General features: G+C 32.3%; 16 protein-coding genes. All 16 read left to right on the top strand.

All coding sequences use genetic code 11. The annotated features are described in order from the left end of the window. The first annotated feature begins 23 nt into the window (after positions 1-23). The gene (locus tag AABB81_RS06235; protein ID WP_342159323.1) at positions 24-1,505 is read left to right on the top strand and encodes an oligosaccharide flippase family protein; all 1,482 of its coding nucleotides are present in this window, start codon (positions 24-26) and stop codon (positions 1,503-1,505) included. Next, complete coding sequence (locus AABB81_RS06230) at positions 1,506-2,861, top strand: hypothetical protein (protein ID WP_342159322.1); 1,356 nt, start codon at positions 1,506-1,508, stop codon at positions 2,859-2,861. Between the two features lie 8 nt (positions 2,862-2,869). Next, the gene (locus AABB81_RS06225) at positions 2,870-3,829 is read left to right on the top strand and encodes a glycosyltransferase family 2 protein (protein ID WP_342159320.1); all 960 of its coding nucleotides are present in this window, start codon (positions 2,870-2,872) and stop codon (positions 3,827-3,829) included. 69 nt (positions 3,830-3,898) lie between these two features. Then, on the top strand, positions 3,899-4,768 hold the full coding sequence (locus AABB81_RS06220; RefSeq protein WP_342159319.1) for a glycosyltransferase family 2 protein: 870 nt from the start codon (positions 3,899-3,901) through the stop codon (positions 4,766-4,768). 10 nt (positions 4,769-4,778) lie between these two features. Beyond that, positions 4,779-5,369 carry a sulfotransferase gene (locus tag AABB81_RS06215; RefSeq protein WP_342159318.1) on the top strand — a complete coding sequence of 197 codons (591 nt, stop codon included), beginning with the start codon at positions 4,779-4,781 and terminating at the stop codon, positions 5,367-5,369. A 3-nt stretch (positions 5,370-5,372) separates the two neighbouring features. Further along, entirely contained in the window at positions 5,373-6,542 is a 1,170-nt protein-coding gene (locus tag AABB81_RS06210; RefSeq protein ID WP_342159317.1) for a glycosyltransferase, read from the top strand. Between the two features lie 19 nt (positions 6,543-6,561). Then, positions 6,562-7,668 (top strand): DUF354 domain-containing protein, encoded by a 1,107-nt coding sequence (locus tag AABB81_RS06205; protein WP_342159316.1) that lies wholly within the window; start codon positions 6,562-6,564, stop codon positions 7,666-7,668. A gap of 188 nt (positions 7,669-7,856) precedes the next feature. Next, the gene (locus AABB81_RS06200) at positions 7,857-9,044 is read left to right on the top strand and encodes a phenylacetate--CoA ligase family protein (protein WP_342159314.1); all 1,188 of its coding nucleotides are present in this window, start codon (positions 7,857-7,859) and stop codon (positions 9,042-9,044) included. Between the two features lie 7 nt (positions 9,045-9,051). Continuing rightward, the gene (locus tag AABB81_RS06195) at positions 9,052-10,500 is read left to right on the top strand and encodes an MBOAT family O-acyltransferase (RefSeq protein WP_342159313.1); all 1,449 of its coding nucleotides are present in this window, start codon (positions 9,052-9,054) and stop codon (positions 10,498-10,500) included. Between the two features lie 50 nt (positions 10,501-10,550). After that, positions 10,551-11,477, top strand: coding sequence for a hypothetical protein (locus AABB81_RS06190; RefSeq protein WP_342159312.1), 927 nt, complete (start codon positions 10,551-10,553; stop codon positions 11,475-11,477). A gap of 194 nt (positions 11,478-11,671) precedes the next feature. Further along, positions 11,672-12,847 (top strand): phenylacetate--CoA ligase family protein, encoded by a 1,176-nt coding sequence (locus AABB81_RS06185; RefSeq protein WP_342159311.1) that lies wholly within the window; start codon positions 11,672-11,674, stop codon positions 12,845-12,847. A 195-nt stretch (positions 12,848-13,042) separates the two neighbouring features. Beyond that, entirely contained in the window at positions 13,043-16,294 is a 3,252-nt protein-coding gene (locus AABB81_RS06180) for a sialate O-acetylesterase (protein WP_342159310.1), read from the top strand. Between the two features lie 20 nt (positions 16,295-16,314). Then, positions 16,315-17,070 carry a hypothetical protein gene (locus AABB81_RS06175; RefSeq protein WP_342159309.1) on the top strand — a complete coding sequence of 252 codons (756 nt, stop codon included), beginning with the start codon at positions 16,315-16,317 and terminating at the stop codon, positions 17,068-17,070. Between the two features lie 306 nt (positions 17,071-17,376). Continuing rightward, positions 17,377-18,873 carry a sugar transferase gene (locus tag AABB81_RS06170; RefSeq protein ID WP_342159308.1) on the top strand — a complete coding sequence of 499 codons (1,497 nt, stop codon included), beginning with the start codon at positions 17,377-17,379 and terminating at the stop codon, positions 18,871-18,873. Between the two features lie 241 nt (positions 18,874-19,114). Beyond that, positions 19,115-21,496, top strand: coding sequence for a GumC family protein (locus tag AABB81_RS06165; protein WP_342159307.1), 2,382 nt, complete (start codon positions 19,115-19,117; stop codon positions 21,494-21,496). 272 nt (positions 21,497-21,768) lie between these two features. Beyond that, positions 21,769-23,160 (top strand): leucine-rich repeat domain-containing protein (locus AABB81_RS06160; RefSeq protein WP_483099685.1); only part of this gene is annotated, 1,392 nt, incomplete at its 3' end.

Raw genomic sequence — 23,160 nt, 5'->3', positions numbered from 1 at the left:
GAGTAAGCTATTTCATTGATTTTATGGAACTAAAAATTCTTGCGAAAAACACCTTAATGCTCGCTGGCCCAAAAGTATTGAAATTTACTGTTGGTGTGCTGCGCGCAAAATTTATCGCGGTATTTTTGGGTACGGTTGGCGCAGGGATTATTGATCAGCTTCATTACATAATTTCTCAATTAAGAAATATTTCGTTATCAAGTTTACCAGATGGAATGGTCAAACTGATTGCGGAGCAGAATGGGAAAGAATTTGATTTAGTTAAAATTTCGAAAATAATTAAGACCTATATTCTTATGGTTATTCCTTTAACCATAGTCATGACGGTCTTAGGATATTATTTTTCAGATGAAATAACACTTTATGTCTTTGGGGATATTCAATATAAAACATATTTCCAGATTGGTTTTATCGCCTTTCCAGTAACTATTTTAACAACAACGGCTAGAGCGCCATTAAAGGCTTTTAAAGAGATTAAATCTTTTGCAATTTCAGAAATACTTGTAATTATCATAAATCTGATAATTTTCTTGCCTTTGATCTATTTTTTTAAAATACCAGGCGCCGTTGTTTATGTTACTTTATCATTTGTAACAGCTTTTTTTGTGACGTATTCTTTAATGAGAAAAAATGTCATGAAAAAATATAGCATCACTTTTAAAGACATAAGAAAAGCCATATTCGACAAACCCTATTTTAAACAATTATTGGCATATATGGGTGTTGGAGTAATTGGAGGCACCTATTTTATTTTTATAGAAATTACCACAAGATCAATCGTAGTAAACGAATTGGGAATTAATCAATTAGGTGTTTATACACCAATTACAAGTTGGGCGGGCCTTTTTGTAGGTTTTATTTTGCCATCTGTTTATACTTATTTGTATCCCAGGCTCAGCGAATCTAAGACAGATAAGGAAATAATTGGTGTTATTAATGGAGTGATCAGATTGATCACTTTTGTTGCGCTGCCTTTTATTATTGTTGGAATCTCGATAAGAGACTGGATAATTCCTTTTTTTTACAGCATGGAATTTATTGATGCCACAAAATATCTGCCCTTTCATTTTGGTTCTTTAATATTTTTTATCTGGAGTTCCATTTTATCTCAGTTGTTTTACGCTACTGGAAGGTTAAAAAGTTATTTGATTTTCGGCCTGGTAATTAATTCCATTAGCCTCTTTTTAGTTTATTATTTGGTTCCAATAATTGGTCTTTATGGCTACATGGCAAAATTCACAATTATACCACTGTTGACTTTAGCTACCTATTTTTTATTTTGGAGATATGAAATCAAATTGAAAATCCAGTTGGAGAATTTGAAAATAATGCTGTATGCCTTTTTTTGTTCCGTTAGTTTATTGTTTTTAAAAGATACTCCGATTTATTTGCAATTAGTTGGTTTTGTTTTAATTGTAAATTTGTATTTTTTCTTAAAAAAGGGAGAAAGGGATTTTATAATGCAAAAGGCAAGGGGAATATTTAAAAGAAAGAATGAATTATAATTGAAGAAATTAGGTAATTATAGTAAAATAGTAGATCATTTATTCTGGATTTCGTTTTTAGTATTTACTAATCCAGGAGGGATCCTTTTCGCTTTGGGTGAAGATAGCGGTGATGGAGGAATCAATGTAACTGACTTGATCATGATCGTTCTTATGGCATGCTATGTAGCTATAAAGAAGAATTCAGAAGAGAACAATGATCAATCCTTTATTGGTTTGAGAAATGCGCTTATAATATTTTGTATTTATTATCTGGTAGTCTTTGGTTTCTTTGTCCCTACGCTGAAAAACAATCTTAATTATTCTTTGGTTAAATCATTCGTTAAGATGAGACATGGTGTAATTAACATTGTTCTTTTTATAATGGTTTATGAATTTTATTTAAGAAGTTATAAATTATTCCTAAAGTATTTTATTTCTTTATCAATCTTTGTCATAATACTCTTTCTGGTTACGAATATGATGGGTTTGGATATATTACCCGTAAAAGTGATGGACCGGTCTTTTGTGGATACTCAAAGACTCTTAATGGTAAATTATGGATTAATGCCTTTATTGATTACAATGGGTGCCGTTGGCATGACATTTAAATTTAGAATCAAATATCAAAAACTGATCTATATTGGATTTATTCTTATGTTTATTTGCTGGTTATTGTCAATAATCAGACGAAATATATTTGGGACATTTATTATAATTGCTTTATCACTAATGTTTTATAATTATCTCCGGCACAAGTCTATTATTTCTTTATCCAGAGTTATTGGACTTATGGTCTATGCTCTTCTAATTGTTGGGATCATTCAATTGACTTTTCCTAAATATTTAGAAGCAGGAATTGTTGCAGGTCAAGAAACACTTTATGTTATTCAACATGGCGAGACAAGTGCCGGAAAGAAAGATGCAAGAATGGGATTAGGAAAAGACTTTATGCAAGAATTAATTATTGAAAACACAATGTTTGGTACTGGGTTCGACAATAGATGGAGAACAAGTGAAGGTGATAAAGCCGGCTTTGAGGCTTCTGATTATCCATTTTTGGCAGCCATAGCAATGTCTGGTATATTTGGACTTGTTTTCTTTATTCCCATATATTATATTTTGATAAAAACTATGATTTTGGATGTCAAATATTTGAGAAATCATCAATTTGATGCAAATTCATTAGAAACTTTTATGCTGATATTGTTTTTGGTATATTATTTATATGATTTACTTCAATATATGAATTGGTTTCTGCCTTTGTCTTTGTTTAGCCATTCTGGACATAAATCATGGTATGTTTTTCTTGCTATGTATTTGGGTGCAAGAAAAGTATTCTATACTAAAGAAATAAATAATGTCTTAATAAAATAAAAATTTAAATGATGAAAGATCTTGTTGTTGTATTGTTATTAAATTACAATCAAAACGATTATACTTTAAAATGTATTGAATCATTACTTGAATCTGAATATGAAAATTTTAAGATTATGCTTATCGATAATGGTTCTACGCCAGAAAATGCTGATCAATTGGAGAAAAATCTACCTGTTGATAATAAGTTGCTTTATCATCGAATTGTCGACAATATTGGGTACGGAAAAGGGTCAAATTTTGGTTTAAATAAAGGGTTGGAGCTGGACCCAAAGTACTATTTGATCATGAATAATGATACAATTATTGATAAGTATGCGATTTCAGAAATGGTGAAGACTAGCAAGGAATTTAATGATAAAGCTCTTGTTACAGGAAAAGTATATCACTATGATAAACCGGAAGTCCTACAATTTGTAGGATTTAAATGTATAAATAAAAGGTCTCTTTCTTTTATAAGGATGGGTGTGGATGAGAAGGATGAAGGTCAATATGATAAGGTGGTTGAAAGTGATATGATTGATGATATTTTTGTGCTTCATTCGGTCGATATTTATAAAGAAATAGGAGGTTATTCACCGTATTTCTGGATTAATGGAGTCAATATTGATAGGGCTTTACGGGCAATGGAGAAGGGATTTAAGCTTATATATACACCTAAAGCAATCTTATGGCATAAGGGTAGTGTGTCCATAGGGGGGCGTAACAAGAATCCCAAAATTGCTTTTTGGAACATACAAAGTAAATTAATGATTCGATATTTGCACCTAAACAGAGCAAGATTCGTTGAAAGTTACCTTAGAATATTTTTCAGCGATGTCATGAGAACTTATATAAAATCTAAATACCTTAAATTATTTAAAGGTGTTGATATTACTGCCTATGCCAATAACAAATTGAGGGCAGTATTTTACTTTAACAGATGGATGGTAAAGAAAAATCACAATACAGGATTTTGTCCTAAATAATTTGGAATTTAATTTTCTACTAATTATCGCTAAAAAAATCCTTGTATTTTCAAATTTTAATCAAAGTCAATGAATAATTTGATTAGTGTCATTGTTCCAACTTTTAAGAGACCAGACAGATTACTCAGAGCATTAAAAAGTGTGTTTAGCCAGACTTGTCAAGAATTTGAAATTCTGGTTATTGATGATGATCCTTTGGAGAATCATCTTGAAGAATTATTGAAAGGCCTGGAGGATGACCGGATAAGATTGTTCAAGAATGAAAGAAAAAAGGGGGCCAATGGGGCAAGGAACTTTGGCATTCTTAATTCAAAAGGGAAATTTCTAGCTTTTTTGGATGATGACGATGAATGGTTACCCGATTATCTTCAAAGTCAAAGGGATATTCTTCAGAAGTCAAATAATAGTTATGGTTTGGTTCATGCTGATTATTATTTTGAAGAAAATCAATTATGGAAGAAAAAACATCAGTCTTATCAGGGTAATATATTGGCACCGCTAATAACTGATCGATTCAGGATAGGGAGTGGCTCTAATATTTTTATAAAAAGTTCTGTTATCAAAACAACAGGACTATGGGATGAAGAGATGAAACGCCAACAGGATTTGGAATTTCTTGTTAGAGTCCTTTCGAATTTTATGGCATGCTCTAATTCGATTGTAGGTCTAAAAGTATATGGACACAATGACCCAAGCCCTGAAAAGACATTCGAAACACGAGAATTTTATGTACATAAGATTCAACCCTATTTGAATCTGATTTCAGAGAAAGAACAAAATTTATTTTTTTCAAATCATTACCGAAGACAAGCAAATTATTTGGTTAAAATGAAAGCCTATAAAAAGGCAATTTTATATTGGAATAAGGCAGCAAAGTATAAAACTTTTGTGCCAAGGAAGGACGGTAAAATATTAATATCACTTGTCAGGAGTTTATAGGAGAATCGCAATGAATAAAAGGATAATAGATACTTATTTAGAGATTAAACACGAATCAGTTATTGCTAAAGCAAAACTTAGAAAATCAGATTATGGAGCAAAAGTATTTTGCATTGGTTTTAATAAAACAGGCACAACAAGCCTGGGCAAATCATTAGTTCAATTAGGATATCGAAACTTTTCATTTAATAGAGTCATTTGGAGGAGGAAATATGCCAATAATAGAATTGAAGATATTTTAAAAATTGCATCTAAATTTGATTCTTTTGACGATCTTCCATGGCTAAAAGAAGATATGATTCCTCTTTTAGACAAAACATTTCCAAGCAGCAAATTTATTTATTTGGAAAGAGATGAAGAATCTTGGAAAAATTCAATGTATCATTGGACGTATAAAAAAACAGGTGTTTATCCGAATATTGATGATAAGATTAAAGAATTCAAAGCACATCGAGATTTTGTATTTGATTATTTCAGGAATAGACCCAACGAAGATTTTATAATATTGAATATTAGAGATAAAATGGGTTTTAAAAAATTAGCAGATTTTCTTGGTAAAGAATCTATCTCGGATAAATTTCCACATTTCAACAAGACCTGAGCTATGGAGCAGCGGAAATATATCATAAAAAATTTAGCACCTTGGATGATGGATGAATTAATAGCATTTTCCAGGGTTATTACATATGATCTCATTCTTTTAAGAAGTCAAAAGAATTTCTATGATGAACATTTGAATACCCTTAAAAATAATGGTGTAAACATTTATATACAGCCTGGTTCAAATAAATTCCTAATTAAAAAAATATGGATTACGCTGTTTTTTTTCTTCGGAAATTTACACAGATTTGGATGGGATTATAATTTTGTAGTAGGGACGAAGAGTATCCTGTGGTTTCTGAAAATGGATATGTCTTTATTTTCAGAATCTTCTAATATACATGCTCAGTTTGCCACGCAGGCCCCTTTGGTAGGCCTTTTGATTAAGAAATTTTATGGAAATAAGCCAAAGGTGTCATTTACTTTTCATGCCTACGACATTTATTTTAAGAACAAGTGGTTCAAAAAGCTAACCTCAGAAAGTGAAGTGGCATTTAGTATTTCTGACTACAATATTCGCTATATAAAAGATAATTATGGCGTTAGCAATAAAATAGCATTATCGAGACTTGGTGTATTCAGAAGAGGAAAAGAGTTGGAGAAAAAAGAATCCAATAGTGATTGTTTTATTATCGGACTTCTAAGTTGGTTTTTAGAAAAAAAAGGAATCATATACTTATTAGAGGCAGTTAAAATTATTTCGGAGAGAGAATCTGTTAAAATGAAATTGTTGCTGGCAGGAGACGGGCCTTTAAAGAATACTTTTGACACATATATTGATACTCATAATATTGGTGACTATATTGAGTTTGTAGGCACCATTAATAGCGAGCAAAAGGAAGAGTTTTTCACTAAACTGAATGCCTTTGTTATGCCTTCAGTAGCATTGAAAAACGATCAGGATGGAATACCTGTTGTTATCATGGAAGCTTTGGATTATTCCTTACCAATAATTAGCACAGAAGTATCTGGTATACCTGAAATTTGTAAAAACAATTACAATGGTAAGCTCATTCCTGAGAGGGATGCCGTTAGTCTTGCTGATAGCATTGAATTTTTATGTAACAACAATGAGTTGACAAGGACTTTTGGAAAGAATTCCAAGGCTATGAGTGAAGAATATGATATTGAGATTAATTCGAAAAAGAAACTTGGAATGATTGGTTGGGTCTAAATTTTTAAATACGTTTAACATGAAAATATTTATTGACATTGGTCATCCGGCTCATGTTCATTATTTTAGAAATTTTATTTCAATAATGAAAAAAGAAGGGCACGAAATTTTTGTTTCTGCCAGGGATAGATATCCAGTGAAGGAGCTTCTTGATTTTTATGATATTCCATTTTATAATAGAGGAAAGGGAAAAAATTCTGTGATAGGTAAACTTTCCTATATGTTTTATATAGATTTAGCTTTGTTTTTTAAATCTGTCAAGTTCAGACCAGATATTTTTATCTCTTTTACAGGTGCTTATACTACTCATGTAGGAAAATTACTGAATGTTCCATCAATTGTTATAGATGATACCGATAGTGAAGTTTTAAATAGAAAATTTTACCAACCATTTGCAACAAATATATTTACACCAGATGTTTTTAAATATGATTTAGGTAAAAAACATTTGAAATTTAAGGGCTATATGGAACTGGCCTATTTGCATCCAAAATATTTTGAAAACAAGAACAATGGGCATGAAATCCTTAACATTGACCCTTCAGAAAAGTATACTATCGTGCGATTTGTTAATTGGCAAGCAAATCATGATTATGGTCACAATGGGATTAGTGAAACCAATAAAGTTAAGGCTGTAAAAGAGTTCAGCAAATTTGGAAAAGTCTATATAACTTCTGAAAAGGAACTTCCAGACGAACTGGATGCTTATAGAATCAGTATACCACCTGAACAAATGCATGACGTTATGGCTTCGGCAAGTTTGTTATATGGTGAAAGCGCAACAATGGCTTCTGAAAGTGCTGTTTTAGGTGTTCCCGCAATATATATTGATGATGATGGCAGAAGTTATACAGATGAGGAAGAGTCTCGATATGGAATCGTCTATAATTTTAAGGAATCAGAATCAGATGTATTAAAATCGATTGATAAAGCTGTGGAAATATTACGTGGTCATCACGATTATACCATTAACCAAAAAAAACTACTATCTGAAAAAATTTCGTTTACAGACTATTTAGAATGGATGGTAAAAAATTTCCCACAAAGTATCAAACAACTTCAGGATAATGATGATTATCAAAATAAGTTCATTATCCAAGCAAAAACACAAGAATTAAAAGATTAGCGTTTCCTAATGATTAAGCTATATCCGTTTTTCAAATGAGAAAACTTTTTTATAGATTTTATCTTAATTGCAAAAATACAATTAAAGGTGTTAATCAACATCCATGGAAATTATTGAAGGAACTTAACGATTCTCAATATTGGACAAGATCTGTAATGCGTGAATTTCAATTATCAAAATTAAATGATTTGATAAATACGTCATGCTCAAATGTGCCATACTATTATGGTATTAAAGATAAAGTAAGGTTGCCCTTTCAGGATCTTGATTATTTCAACCAACAATTCCCAAAAATTTCCAAGGAAAAAATTGTAAACGAATCTAAAAATTTAGAAAACCCTTTCATGAAAAGTTTTGTTGTTCATGCAACAAGTGGCTCAACGGGAACGCCCTTACAAGTAAAAGTTTCGAACCGGGCAGAATCGTATAGAATTGCGAACAGAATGAGATTCTACAATTGGTGGGGTCTTGATTTTTATGATAAACATGTTTTAATATGGAGGTCATTAGAGAAGGAGGCTTCATTTTTAAAAAATTTTTTGAAGCAATTTCAATATTTTTTAAATGGCAGACTGAATATTGATGTGTTTGACCTGAATGCTGATACGATTTATGGGTATGTGAAAGCAATTGAAAAATTTCGCCCGAAATATCTTAGAGGATATAAATCTGGTGTTCTAGAATTTGCCAGATTGATGTATGATAATAAGTTAAAAATAAAGGATTCAAAAATTCAATTAATTATAGTTACTTCTGAGGTGCTTTTAATCGAAGAAAGACGATTTATTCAGGATGTATTTGGTGTTAAAGTAGCTAACGAATACGGAGCAGCAGATGGCGGGCAATTTGCTTTTGAATGCCCGGAAGGTTCCCTGCATGTTAACGAGGAATCAGTCTTAATGACAACTGATAACATGAATAATTTATGTTTTACGGAATTGTACAATGACAAAATGCCTTTGATTAACTATGAAAACCAGGATAAAGTAATTTTCTCTGAAAAAGGCTGTTCATGTGGAAGAACCCTAAAAGTTATTGATCACATAGTAGGAAGAACGGCCGATTATATTGACTGTAATGACGGGACAAAAAAGCATAGCCTAATCTTTATTGGTATGTTCAATGAATTGCAAATTAAATTCAATAAGTCTATTAAACAATTCAAAGTTATTCAAAATGGGAATTCACTAATCTTCGAAATTATCAAGGACATAAATTATGAACCGAGTATTGAAGGTTTTTTAAGAAAAAATGTAAATACTAAAGTTTGTGGTGAATTAAAAGTACTTTTTAAGTATGTCAATAAGATTGACCGAGAATCAAATGGGAAACTCAGGTATTTTGTTAAAAAAACATCAAATAGAATTCGAAAATAGATAAAGTATGTTATTTAACTCCTTGGATTTTGCCATATTTTTACCTATAGTATTTATACTATACTGGTTTGTGATAAATCAGAATGTCAAGCTTCAAAATTTGCTGATCGTTGTAGCAAGTTATGTCTTCTACGGATGGTGGGACTGGCGTTTTTTATCTTTAATTCTTTTCAGCACATTAGTGGATTACACAGTGGGCATGAAATTGAAAGATGAGACGCGAAGTTCGAGACGAACTATTTTACTTTGGATTAGTATTTGTGTAAATTTAGGTTTCTTAGGTGTTTTTAAGTATTACAATTTTTTTCTTGATAATTTTGTTACAGCATTTAGATTTTTCGGAAGCGAGTTTAACATGAGTAGTTTGAATATAATACTTCCGGTAGGAATAAGTTTTTATACATTTCAAACCTTGAGTTACACTATTGATGTTTATAAAAAGAAACTTGAACCTACAAAGGATTTTGTTGCTTTTGCAGCTTTTGTAAGTTTCTTTCCACAATTGGTAGCGGGTCCTATTGAAAGAGCAACCAATTTACTACCTCAGTTTTATAAAAAAAGGACCTTCAATTATAATAAAGCTGTTGATGGCTTAAAACAAATCTTATGGGGTATGTTTAAAAAGGTGGTTATTGCAGATAATTCGGCGCAAATTGCAAATGAAATATTTAATAATTCAGGAGATTATTCAGGAAGTACCCTCTTCATTGGAGCGCTGTTCTTTGCGTTCCAGATTTATGGCGATTTTTCAGGATACTCTGATATAGCCATTGGTACATCTAGACTATTTGGATTCGATTTGATGAAGAACTTTGCCTTTCCATATTTTTCAAGAGATATTGCCGAGTTTTGGCGTAGATGGCATATTTCTTTATCAACTTGGTTTAGGGATTATTTATATATCCCCTTGGGCGGAAGTAAAGGGGGAACCTGGAAAAAGGTTCGTAACACTTTTATCATTTTTGTTGTCAGCGGATTTTGGCATGGAGCGAATTGGACTTTTGTTGTATGGGGAGTTTTGAATGCTATTTATTTTCTTCCCTTACTACTAGCCAAGAAAAACAGACAAAATATTGAAGTGGTAGCCGAGGGCAAATTGCTGCCAGGTTTGAACGATGTCTTTAAAATGCTGACAACATTTGGTTTAACACTTATAGCCTGGGTCTTTTTTAGAGCTAGAGATATTGGACATGCCTTTGATTATTTAGCTGAAATGTTCTCTTCCTCCTTTTTTATGAGTGTGAATTTTGAAGGTCAGGAGAATCTGATGAATATGACTTATGTACTGATCTTTTTTATAGTCATTGAATGGCTAGGAAGAGATCAGGAACACGCAATAGCTCGATTAGGTCAAAATTTAAAACGACCTATTAGATGGGCAATTTATTATGGAATACTTCTTTTGATGTTTTATATGAGAGGTGCCCAGCAAGAGTTTATTTACTTTCAGTTTTAGTGATTTGAAACGAACAAGCGAATTTAATTTAGAATTAATAGAGTACTGATTTGAGAAAATTTATAGTTAAAACAGTCATCTTTTTTGTTGTATTTGGGCTGCTTTTTTTTGTTGGAATTATGTTGCCTGCGACGCCTGCTTCAAAGAATAACATGATCGCTTATAAGACGGAAAAAGATTCTTTATTGATGCATGTTGCTACTCCGAGAATTGTGTTTGTCGGAGGCTCAAATCTAGTTTTTGGATTGGATAGTGAAAAAGTGAAAAGTGAATTAGGGCTAAACCCTATTAATGCAGCACTTGCTATAAATTTCGGTCTGGTTTATATGATGGATGATGTCATACCGAGGTTAAAAGAAGGAGATATTGTGGTTCTTGCGCCCGAATACCAACATTATTTTGGGAAACAAGCGTATGGAGGAAATGATTTGTTAAGGTTATTGATGGATGTACAACCTTCAGGATTCTCTGTTTTGAGAAAGGAGCATATTCCTAACCTTATCAAAGGAATTCCAATTTATTTTCAATCGAAGTTTATTTACAGTCAATATTTTTACGAAAAAGAAAAGGACGTTTACGGACGTCATATATTTAATGAATATGGAGACTCAAATTTTCATTGGAATTTAGAGACAAGGGGATTTCCGGAAGTTCATCCAATCCGCGGTCAATTTAATTACGAGCTTATTAACGAGATAAAAGCATTTGATAAAGTAATTGAGGCGCTTGGAGGTTCTTTGTTTGTAACCTATCCGGGTTGTGATATGCATTCTCTTGAAACAATAAAGGCACAAGTGGGTCAGGTGAAGAAAGAATTGGAGGCATCTGGTCTTCAGATACTTGGAGATCCAGACCGATATGCTATGGAAAGCGACATGATGTTTGATCAAATATATCATCTGTCTAAAAAAGGAGTTGATAGAAGAACGAACTTACTTATTGAAGATCTTAATCAAAATAAAATATTCTCACAATAGAAGTTTTTGTATTTATTGAGATGGTTAAACTTTCAGACATATTTGTTCAACATTTGTATAGGATCTTTTTATCTTTTCGATTTTTAAAAAGAAAACTTCCTGTAAACCCGTTTTCTATTTTGAAGAAATTAGAGAGGAGTCAATATTTTGATCGGACAATAATTGAGGCTAATCAATTAGAAAGGCTAAATATTTTGACAAAAAAAGCACAGAATCAAACCTTGTTTTACAAGAATAAGATAAATGGAAATCACGTGACTTATAAAAGTTTAGATGATTTCAATAATTCTTCTCATGTTTTGACAAAATGCCAAATTGTTAATAATAGTGATTTTTTGACCAATGAGAAAAATGGTAGTAATTATATTCATTGTACTAGCGGTTCCACAGGAACACCGTTGAAAATTGTTATTTCGGGATTAGCGGAATCTTTCCGATTTGCGGCAAAAATGAGATTTCATAAATGGTGGGGTGTTCATTTTTTTGAAAAGAATATATTGGTCTGGAGGATAAAAGGAAAAGATGATAACTCCCTCTCTTTTATCAACAAATTGATAATGATGTTTAAAAACAGGCTTGATATAGATGTTTTTAACCTGAATGATAAGACCATTCATAATTATGTGAAAAAAATCAATGGTTTTAATGCAAAATTTATTAGAGGGTATAAGTCAGGCCTTTTTGAACTTGCCACTTTAATAGATAGAAATAATCTAAGAATCGAATCAGACTCGCTTAAAGTTGCCATTGTAACATCTGAGATGTTATTGGAAGAAGAAAGGGAGTTTATTCAAAAAATTTTCAATTGTAAAGTGGCCAATGAATACGGATCCGCTGAAAGCGGGTTTTACGCAGCAGAATGCGAAAAGGGATCAATGCATATCAATGAAGAAATAGTGTATATTCATGTGGATGAGGACAACAATGCTTATGTTACTGAGTTGTATAACGATAGAATGCCCTTAATTAATTATAGAAATGAAGATCAGTTAGTAATTTCACAAGACTTCTGTTCTTGTGGTAGAACTTCCAGAATTATTAAGGAAATTAAAGGAAGAAATTCTGATGTTATAAAATGTCAGGATGGTACCGTAAAAAGTGCCACGATATTTCCGTTCATTATTCGGGATGCACTAAACGAATCGTTTGATGGAGCTATATACCAGTTTAGATTTGTTCAAAAGGCGGATGATCAATTTGAACTTGATTTGGTAAAAGGACCCAAGTATAGTGAAGTCATGTCCTCATTAATAAAATTATACTTTCATAAAGAAATTGGTGATGATATTTCTTTTAAGATAAATATTGTCTCTTATATTGAGCGAGAGCCTAGTGGTAAAAGAAAATTTTTTGTAAAAAAAGCAGATTAGAATATAAACATAAGAATGAAGTTAACTTGTTACAACTCCTTAATATGTTTTACCCATGTTTAAATATTTTCTATTTTCACATGCAAGATTTTATGAATAAATAATAAAACATAAGTTACTTTTCCCCTCAAAATAAAATGATATAAAGCTATTATATTGTTTTAAATTTATTGGTGGGAAATTCTTAGCAATTAGATGATGCTAGCTATAATAGAAAAAGGAATGACCCAGATACAACCTGTTTTTAGTAAGATTGATCTTATTATAAAGAGTAGTGCTGTGCCTAATTTTTTTAGGATAGCTCTTTTTGGTATAATGTTTTTAATTCAAAGTATCTCTTTCTCGCAGGTTACATCAGGACCAATAACTTTTTATACAATCCCTTTAGATAAACAGCTTGTTGCCAGAGATCTTAAGAACAAAGGAAAGGTAGTCTTCTCAGGATATGTTGATAATAGTCCAGAGTACCAAACCATCAAAATCACTGTCAGGAAATTAGAAGATGGATCGTATAGTAAGGAGTATAGTGATGCATTGATATATACTGTAGGATCAGCTTCCTTTTCAATTGAGACGGAAATTGATGCTGAATTTTCGAATCATTATTTTGAAATCGAATTAATTAAAGGAGGCAATAGTACTACAATTGATCTGCCTGTTGGTTATGGAAATGATATAGTGGCCGGAGATGTTTTTATTATCCAGGGACAATCTAATGCGGAAGCTAGACTGTATGATGGTTCAGCCTCAACAGAAGAAAATAATTTTATTAGAGTATATGCCAGTGGAACTCAATTTTATGAAGAGAGTGCGACTACATCAAATAATGATAATGACTTAGTATCAAACAACAAATGGTATGTGGCAGATGCTGATGGAGGTCGAGAGGATAATGGGAATATTGGACAATGGGGCGCTAGATTAGCAAATAGAATAAGATTAGATCAAGGTGTTCCAATAGCGGTTTTTAATGGTGCTAGAGGAGGTAAGCCGATACAATACTTTTTGGAAAACAATAGCGGTTCAGGTGAACTTACTCCAGTAACAAATAATTATTTTAGGTTAAAATACCGTCTTGAAAAGACAGGTTTGTCTAATGATGTGAAAGCGATTTTCTGGTCACAGGGCGAAAATACAAGTAGTAGCTTATCCAATTATTATAATCAGTTTTTATCCTTAGTTGATAGTTGGATAGGTAATGGGTCTGGTGATTTCCCAAATATTGAATTTATTTATATCTTTCAAACGATCAATGGGTGTAATTATCCCGATAATATGCCTAAAATAATGTATTCAAAGGAGGCTCAAAGATTGTTGTCAAATGATTTCACGAATATTAAAGTTATTAATGTTGATGGCTTATCTCAATATAACGATAATGGCAATTTTTGCCATTTTTCCTATATAAATGGATATAAAGATTTTGCCGACAGAATATTTCCTTTTGTCAAATATGACTTTTATATGGGTGATAATAGTTTATTACCTGATTTGTTCAAGTCTCCAGATATTGTAAAAATTTATCTAGAAGATGATGTAACGCTTGTCATTGAAACTGATCAAAATTTATTTGTAGCAGATGCAGATGAAGCCTTAAAAACATTTGAACTAGAGAATGCGAATGGTGCAACTATTTTGGATTTAAAAATTTCAAACAAGAGTATTTTTCTCACCTTATCTAATTACCCAGGGGAATCTGCGACCATATCAAATTTAGGTGCCTTACCTGGTGTTAATTCAAATTTAATTAAAAACACCTCTTCAGCAGGACCCGAATTACTTTCCTTTTATCAATATCCAATTGATTTTTCAGGGATTACAATATGGGAGCCAAGTTGGACTAACGGGAATCCAAATTCAAACATGAATGCTATTATTGCAGGGGATTTTAATTTGGTGAATTCTAATTTTAATGCGAAAAATTTAAAAATCAATACTGGTGCTGTATTTAATTTTGATAATAATACAACAAGGACCATAAATCTAAAAGGAGATTTAAATGTAGAAGGTAGTATGATAGTTGGTGATACCGAATCTTTGATCATTGATGATCCGAATGCTAATGTTGTTGTTACTGGAAGTTTTACTAAAAAGGAAAAGACCTCATTGCTCAATAGTAATTTTAGCGTTACATACTGGTCTTCTCCGGTTAATGGATTACAACTTAATGAAGCTTTTGCAAATGAAGGTGTTGATCCAAATAGAATATTTCACTATGTTCCAGATGAATTGAATCCTATTTATATAGGTCCAAATTTAATAAAATATAGACATTGGTTTAAAGCCACAGGTTTAATGAATCCTGGTAAGGGCTACTCAGTTGATGGACCGGATGATGCGGGTTACCCAAAGACAGTTGAATATTACTTTTCCGGTTTACCAAACTTTGAAGACATAGATGTATCTATATCCACTTTCCCATATATTGACGATTCGGATCTCACAAACCTTTTGGGAAACCCTTTTCCATCTGCGATTGACGCAGATGCTTTGATCGATTTGAATATTTCAAAATTTGATGGGACACTTTATTTTTGGACCCATGCTTCAAATTATGTTTCTGGAGAATATGAAGACGATTATATAACCTATACCAAAGCAGGATCTAATAGTAGTGAAATTCCAAATCCCTATTATATTGCCTCAGGTCAAGGTTTTATGATTCTTGCAAACGAAGGTAGTTCTACTTTTAGATTTGAAAACAATATTATGCAAGGTGGTCAAAACGACACCTTTTTTAAATCCAATTCAAAGACTAAAAATGACAAAGAAAAAGAAAGAGACAGGATCTGGCTTGAGATAGCCAATGACAAGAATATTAAGAAACAAATTCTTATTGGATTTGAAAAAGCGGCAACAGATGAGCTTGATACCGGATATGATGGAAAATTGATTAACCGAGAAATTCCTTTGACGTTCTATTCCTTGATTGGTGATGAAAAATATGCTGTACAAAGTCTTGGACAATTGCGTGGATCTAAAAATATTAAGATAGGATTTGATGCCAAACAAGTTGGTCAATACCATATTGGAATCTCGAGGTTAGAAGGTCAGCTTCGTGATGAAAAAATATTGCTTTTAGATAGGAAACTCAAAGTTTTTCATGATCTAAAGGAATCGGATTATTACTTTAAAGAGAATCAACAAGGGGAATTTAAGGATAGGTTTAGGTTATATTTTGGAGTTAAAAAGGAATTCGAAAATAATTCACATGTTGAAGATAAGATCACTATTAAGCAGGAGGATGAGCAGTTAATAGTTAAAGCCACTAATACAATTGTTGACCTGCGAGTGTATGATATTATGGGTAATATTTTAATCAAAAGAAAAGCTAATTTAAAAGAAATTAATATCAATATTAGCAAGGTGAAAAAAGGATCAATCCTTATCATAAACATGAACATAATAGGTGGAAAAAGAGTTTCTAAAAAAATTGTGATTAATTAATAATTAGTAAGAGGCCGACAATGGATTTTACAGTAAAAAAATACAAGGAGCTACTTGAAGCTCTTTTAGAGCAAAAATATTCGTTTCAAACTTTTGACGACTACTTGAAAGACCCAAATGACAGGGTTGTTATGCTTCGTCATGATGTTGATGATTTACCAAGTCATTCTTTAAGATTTGCAAAGATTCAGCATAACCTGGGTATCCAAGGCGTTTATTATTTCAGGGCTGTTCCTCAAAGTTGGAACGAGAAGATTATTAAAAAAATAGCATCACTCGGTCATGAAGTTGGCTATCATTATGAAACAATGGATACTGCAGATGGAAATTTGGTTAAAGCCTGGGATCAATTTAAACAACATCTTGAGGCCCTAAGAAAATTGGTTCCCGTATCAACAATCTGCATGCATGGTAGCCCAAGATCCAAGTTTGATAATAAGGAGTTATGGATGAAATATGGTTATAAGGCTTTGGATCTTATTGGAGAACCTTATTATGATATTGATTTTGACAAAGTTTTGTACTTGACTGATACAGGACGAAGGTGGGATGGACATAAAGTAAGCGTGAGAGATAAAGTAAAATCAAAATATGACCATAGTTTTCATTCAACTGATGATATTATTTCCGCATTAAACAGGTCCGGTTTGCCTGACCAAATCATGTTTAATTTCCATCCCCAACGATGGCATAATAACAATTGGCATTGGGCAGAGGAATATGTTATTCAAAATGCAAAAAATATGGTTAAAAGAATCTTCTTTGTTTCAAGATAGAAGAGCAATTTTTTTTCAGCCCTCGATTAATATTGATCAATCCAATTATTCGTTAAAAATAGGGGATTAATCAGCAGAAAAGAATAAAATATTTTCTTTTTTTTAAAAAAAAAATGTATATTTACCAACTAGAAAAAGAGATTAAATAATCTATTCAATTTTATCAACCCCTCATGATGAAAATTGGCTCTCGATTCATATTGCAATTCACCAAATTTATTTTAGGGGTTATAGTTTTGAATTTAATACAGGAAAGATTTGTCCTTAAGGAGGAATATTTCATGTCAATCCCCTAAAATAATTGCTATGATAACAAAATTACAAAAACCTATTTTTTTTGATGATTTAAATGGCCGAAGCTATCGCAGTAACTTCTTCGGACCGGTTAAAAAATCAATGAGAGGCCCTCAGACCAAGAAATTTTTCACTAAAGATGAGAAAATTCGAATCATTATGGATGGGCAGAGTAATGTTATTCCAATCGAGGAATTGTGTAGGAATGAAGGAATTGCAGTTAGCACATTTAATTTGTGGACTAAAGAGTTTTTGTCTGCTCCTGCTGTTAAGCAACAGAAGGAAACAGAAGGCATAACGGAGAATCATAAGTTTCGCGTAGTGATTGAAGGAAAGTCAGGTGAAACCAGTGTCGCAGAAATATGCAGGCGAGAAAATATTACTCAAGAAACATTTTTAAATTGGTGTGAAGATTTCTTATTGTTAAGAAATAGAAATTCGATTATTCACAAATTGAATAATCCTGTTTATCAAAAAAACAGAGAATTAATATCTAATGTTTCTAGCCTAGAGGTGGTTAAATATTGCGAGAATTACGTAGATATTTGCTCCGCTGATTCTTTAGTTATTTTAAAGCATAACAGTAGACGTTTGGAAAGAGTACATGAGCTCAACAATTTGGTAAGTCTGCAAAAATTAAATGACGTAAGATTTATCAATAAATATTTGGAAAAGGTTAATTCCAAGATTGAAAATGGAGGAGTAATGGTTGGTTGCTTTGAAACGTTTACTGCGAGAAGAGAGAGGATAGCTCTAAACAAAATTCCTGTTCTTGGAAGTATTTATTTTGCAACAGAATTTTTGATAAAGCGAATTTTCCCTAAAGTGTCATTGACTAAGAAATATTACTTTGATATTACCAAAGGGAATGATAGATTGCTTTCTAAAGCAGAAGGTTTAGGACGCTTGGTAAGTTGTGGATTCAGGATCATGGATTATAAAACTATAGACGGTTTATTATATTTCGTCGTAAAGAAAGTTAGAGAACCTTATTTTGATGAGAATCCGAGTTATGGACCTGTATACAAAATGCCACGATTGGGTAAAAATGGAAAAATTATCGGAGTTTATAAGTTCCGAACCATGCATCCTTATAGTGAATATTTGCAGGATTATATGGTAAATGCATACGGTTATGCAAAAACTGGTAAACCGGCTAATGATTTTAGAATCCCTAAATGGGGTAAATTTATGAGAAAGTTTTGGCTAGACGAGGTTCCACAGTTATATAATGTTTTGAAAGGTGAATTAAAACTGGTAGGGGTAAGACCCGTTTCTGAAAGGTATTTTCAAGATATTCCCAGGGAAATGCAGAAATTGAGGTTGACGCAAATTCCTGGTTGCATACCTCCTTATGTGGCACTGAATAGAGATGGTAACGTCATGAGTGTTCTCCAATCTGAAAAAGAGTATTTGGAAGAAAAAATCAGAAATCCGTATACAACTGATATGAGGTATTTTTTTAGTGCAATCTTTAACATTGTCTTTAAGCATAAAAGAAGTGCTTAGTGAAATTAATATAAAAATTAAGGAATCCTTAAGGGGTTCTTTTTTTTTGTTATTCAGTGGATGTCATTTGTTTATTTCAGAATGGTTATGTGAAATTCTTTTTTTGGATGCTGAAATGATGATAAAAAAAAGATCTTATTAAAAATGCGTCAATAATTGTCATAAATAGCACTCCTTATCACAATTTTATTAATTTTATACGTTATTTACACATAGTTAGGAGGGTAATTAAATTAGATATATGAATTTCGGACGTTTTTCAGATAAAAGTTTTGATAATACCAAAAACTTTAAACAAGTTCTTGAGAAGTATGCGTCTCACTATAAGTGGTTTATCTTTAGTGTTTTGTTTTTTGGTATTGTGACTTTTATTACGGTGCGAACCTTGACACCAAAATTTTATATTAGTGCATCAATTTTGATAAAGGAGATTGAGGAGGGAAAATCTATTTCAGATTTATCTTCGTTTGAAGATTTAGGCCTCTTTGGCAGTGAAGACAGGACTTTGGAAAATGAAATTCAAATTTTAAAGTCAAGAAATTTAATGCAGAATGTAGTACGTGAATTAAAGTTGAACGTTCTTTATTTCATTGAAGATTCACCATATGATAAGGAACAATATCCTAACTTCCCTATACTTGTAAATATTGGTTCAAGTAATTTTCCTGAGGATGAGATAAAAACTGAATTTAAAATCAAGGTTTTATCAGCAACTAAATTGAAGTTTACTGATTTTGACGGAAATTCTGTTAGTGGAAAACTGTTTGGTGAAAAATTCCAGGCAAATTTAGGCAATGATGATTTTATAAATGAAAGCAGGATAAGTATTGATCTAAATCCAAATTTTGAAGGTGAACTTATTGGTGAAACAATAATTGTAAAAATGTTTCCTGTAGACAGAGCAGTAGATTATTTTATGACTAATATTTCTATTAAGCCAATTAATGAAAAATTATCCCGTGTATTAAATATTTCCCTAGAAGAATCAATAAAGGAAAAAGGCATCGCCATTATTAACAATCTAATTGAACAATATAATGCTGATGGAATGAATGATAAGAATATGGTAGCTCAGGCCACAACAGACTTTTTGGATTTGAGATTGGAATTGATTTCAAATGAATTAGTCGCTATTGAAGGAACAGCTGAACAGTTTAAGTCTAAGAATCAAATGCTTGATTCTGAGAAAGGGGCTAACTATTACCTTGAATCGTCTTCCTTGAATGAAAGAGAATTGGTGGCTGCGAATACACAGCTACAATTGATCGGGTATATGCTTGAAGAGTTGGAGAAACGAGATAGAAGTGAACTTTTGCCTGGAAATATAGGCTTATCGGATGTTGGCATTATTAATTTAATTTCAGAATATAACGAGCTCGTTTTGCAACGCAATAGAGTGCTGAAAAGTTCCAGTGTTCGCAATCCTATCATTGTTGGTATAGATTCTCAGCTTGAAGTCTTAAAAAAGAATCTCAATAGCAGTTTAAGATCCTTAAAATCTTCATCAGACATTCGGATTAATGCGCTGAATACCCAAGGTGGAAAAATTAGCTCCAGAATTGCATCTGTTCCAAAAACAGAAAGAGAATATAAGGACATTGTTCGCCAACAGGAGACTAAAAATACACTTTATCTATTTTTATTGCAGAAAAGAGAGGAATCTATTCTCTCTAATGCCGTTCGGGTTGAAAAAGCCAAAGTTATTGATAGAGCCTATAGCAATGGACTTCCGGTTTATCCTAAGAAAGTCATACTATATCTAGCGTCTGTATTATTCGGATTATTCTTACCGGTTGGAGTTATCTATATTAAAGATCTATTGGACACAAAGGTCCATGATGAAAAAGACATAACTAAATTGGGGATTCCATATTTGGGAGACATACCGTTAACATCCGCTAAAAAAGAATATTTTATTAAAGATATTGATAATTCAAATATTGCGGAGGCCTTTCGATATATTCGTACAAATATCAACTTTATGCTTGATAATAAAGAGTCTTGTAAAACTGTTTTTGTAACTTCAACTCAAAGCGAAGAAGGGAAGACTTTTACTGCTATTAATTTAGCTTCTTCTTTAGCCATCTCAGGAAAAAAGACCTTATTAATTGGAATGGATTTGAGAGCTCCAAAAATTAATAAATATTTGGATCTAGAAGATTTACTGGGTGTAACAAATTATATCAAGAATGAAAATTTATCTCTGAACGAAATCACGGAAAAGTATACTACAATACACAACTTAAATTTGATTAATTCTGGTGACGTGCCTCCAAATCCAGTAGAGCTCCTTATGAGTAAAAGAATTAGCCATCTTTTTAAAGAAGCGAAGGAAAAATATGATTATATTATAGTTGATACGGCACCTGTAGGGTTGGTCACGGATACCATGCAAATAAGCAAGTATGCCGATTTAACCATTTATGTTGTTAAATCTAATTTCTTAGACAAAAGAATGTTACACATTCCAGAGAAATTATTTCATGAGAAAAAACTAGAGAACATGGCGATGCTGATCAATGGTACCGATCACAGGAGAGGCGCGTATGGATATGGCTACGGATATGGAAAAAACAAAAACAAAAATATCTTTAAAAAATATGCCACGAAAATGGGATTTTGATTTGTATTGATATGTAAAAATCATTAGAATCTAAAAAAGGAAGCGAAATGGTAAATGCTGGCTTCCTTTTGCTATTCTTAACCAATAAAAATGGCAGTTTAAAAGATTTTTTGTATTTTTCCAGTAAGATATTTGCTATGATATTTTAAACTAGAATAATTGCTTTAGATTAGTGTTAATAAATTCATTTAAATTCATTTAAATTGATTTAAATGGTTATTAATTTATTTATATTTGTCTAATATTCTGAAATTATTAAATTTTAATTCTATATGATGAAAAAGTTACTCATAATTCTATTAATTGTCTTCTCCTCTTCTATTACTTTTGGTCAGGAAATCACGATGACCACAGCTTCTTCAAGTGCCACCTGGTCTCCAAGAAGTATTGCTAATTCTGGAGCGGACCTTGTATGGGAAGCCAGTAATGCCCTTATTGGAACATTAACTCAAACTGCAAATGTTCCTGTATTTGATTTCAGTGCGAACGATGGAAGCCCGATTTCCATATCAATTACTAGCGCTGATGGTTTTTCAGGATTAACTAGGTTTCAGGTGTATACTTTAGAAGTGACTGCAATTGATCTGACTGATGCAACACAACTTGAAAATATTCACATAGGCAACAATCAGATTTCTACGTTAGATATCAGTACTCTGACTAATTTGCAATTGTTAAGAGCTGGAACCAATAATTTATCGTCTCTGAATATAATCAACAACCCGTTACTTACCAGATTAGAGTTGGCTAGTAATTTATTGACTTCTCCGGTTCTTGATGCTTTACTTATTCAAGTTGATGCCTTTGATGAAACTGATGGTATTCTAACCCTTTCAGGAAATCAAGGTCTGACCCTGGCTGTAGAGTCAAATTACAATAGTTTAATTGATAAAGGGTGGGCGATTGACGTACCTGTTCCAGGGCCGCCGATTACTGCGACAATTACAATGACCACTACTAGTTCAAGTAACGCCTGGTCGCCAAGAAGTATAACAAATACAGGAAATGCATTCACATGGGAAGCAACAAATGCATTGATTGGAACTCAGGTTCAAATTGCGAATATTCCAACATTTGATTTTAGTGCAAATGATGGCAGCCCTATCAATATAACGGTTACAAGTAATGACGGATTTACAGGACTTACCAGATTTCAGGCATATACTCTTAATCTTACTTCACTTGATTTGACCCAAGCCACTCTATTAGAAAATATTCATGTTGGTAACAACCAACTATCATCTTTAGACATTTCAACACTCCCAAATTTGAATTTATTTAGAATTGGAACTAATTTATTTACAGATTTGGATATTACGAATAATCCATTATTAACAAGAGTCGAAATTGCGGCCAACCTTTTGACGTCGAATACCTTGGACGGAATTGTTAATCAACTAGATGCCTTTGGTCAAACCGGAGGGATTCTTACAGTTTCTGGAAATCAGGGAATCACCGAAAATGCACAGCCTGGTTATGACAACCTAATTAATGACGGATGGAGTATTGATGTTCCTGCTCCAGGACCTCCTGTTATTGCGACTATGTCAATTACTACAACTTCCACCAGTAATGCCTGGTCACCAAGAAGTGTTACAAATACTGGTAATGCCTTTGTTTGGGAAGCTACTAATGCAGTTATTGGTACACTGACTCAAACAGCC

The organism is Lutimonas vermicola, assembly GCF_038433205.1.
Classification (GTDB): Bacteria; Bacteroidota; Bacteroidia; order Flavobacteriales; family Flavobacteriaceae; genus Lutimonas; species Lutimonas vermicola.
The sequence above is the reverse complement of the archived record's forward strand: the minus strand, read 5'-3'. Positions and strand labels throughout refer to the sequence as shown.

Bases quoted from the DNA above. Each gene is read 5' to 3' on its own strand.
- AABB81_RS06170 (WP_342159308.1), top strand. From the start codon at position 17,377: ATGATAACAAAATTACAAAAACCTATTTTTTTTGATGATTTAAATGGC.
- AABB81_RS06220 (WP_342159319.1), top strand. From the start codon at position 3,899: ATGAATAATTTGATTAGTGTCATTGTTCCAACTTTTAAGAGACCAGAC.
- AABB81_RS06195 (WP_342159313.1), top strand. From the start codon at position 9,052: ATGTTATTTAACTCCTTGGATTTTGCCATATTTTTACCTATAGTATTT.
- AABB81_RS06165 (WP_342159307.1), top strand. From the start codon at position 19,115: ATGAATTTCGGACGTTTTTCAGATAAAAGTTTTGATAATACCAAAAAC.
- AABB81_RS06225 (WP_342159320.1), top strand. From the start codon at position 2,870: ATGATGAAAGATCTTGTTGTTGTATTGTTATTAAATTACAATCAAAAC.
- AABB81_RS06210 (WP_342159317.1), top strand. From the start codon at position 5,373: ATGGAGCAGCGGAAATATATCATAAAAAATTTAGCACCTTGGATGATG.
- AABB81_RS06175 (WP_342159309.1), top strand. From the start codon at position 16,315: ATGGATTTTACAGTAAAAAAATACAAGGAGCTACTTGAAGCTCTTTTA.
- AABB81_RS06180 (WP_342159310.1), top strand. From the start codon at position 13,043: ATGATGCTAGCTATAATAGAAAAAGGAATGACCCAGATACAACCTGTT.
- AABB81_RS06215 (WP_342159318.1), top strand. From the start codon at position 4,779: ATGAATAAAAGGATAATAGATACTTATTTAGAGATTAAACACGAATCA.
- AABB81_RS06205 (WP_342159316.1), top strand. From the start codon at position 6,562: ATGAAAATATTTATTGACATTGGTCATCCGGCTCATGTTCATTATTTT.
- AABB81_RS06235 (WP_342159323.1), top strand. From the start codon at position 24: ATGGAACTAAAAATTCTTGCGAAAAACACCTTAATGCTCGCTGGCCCA.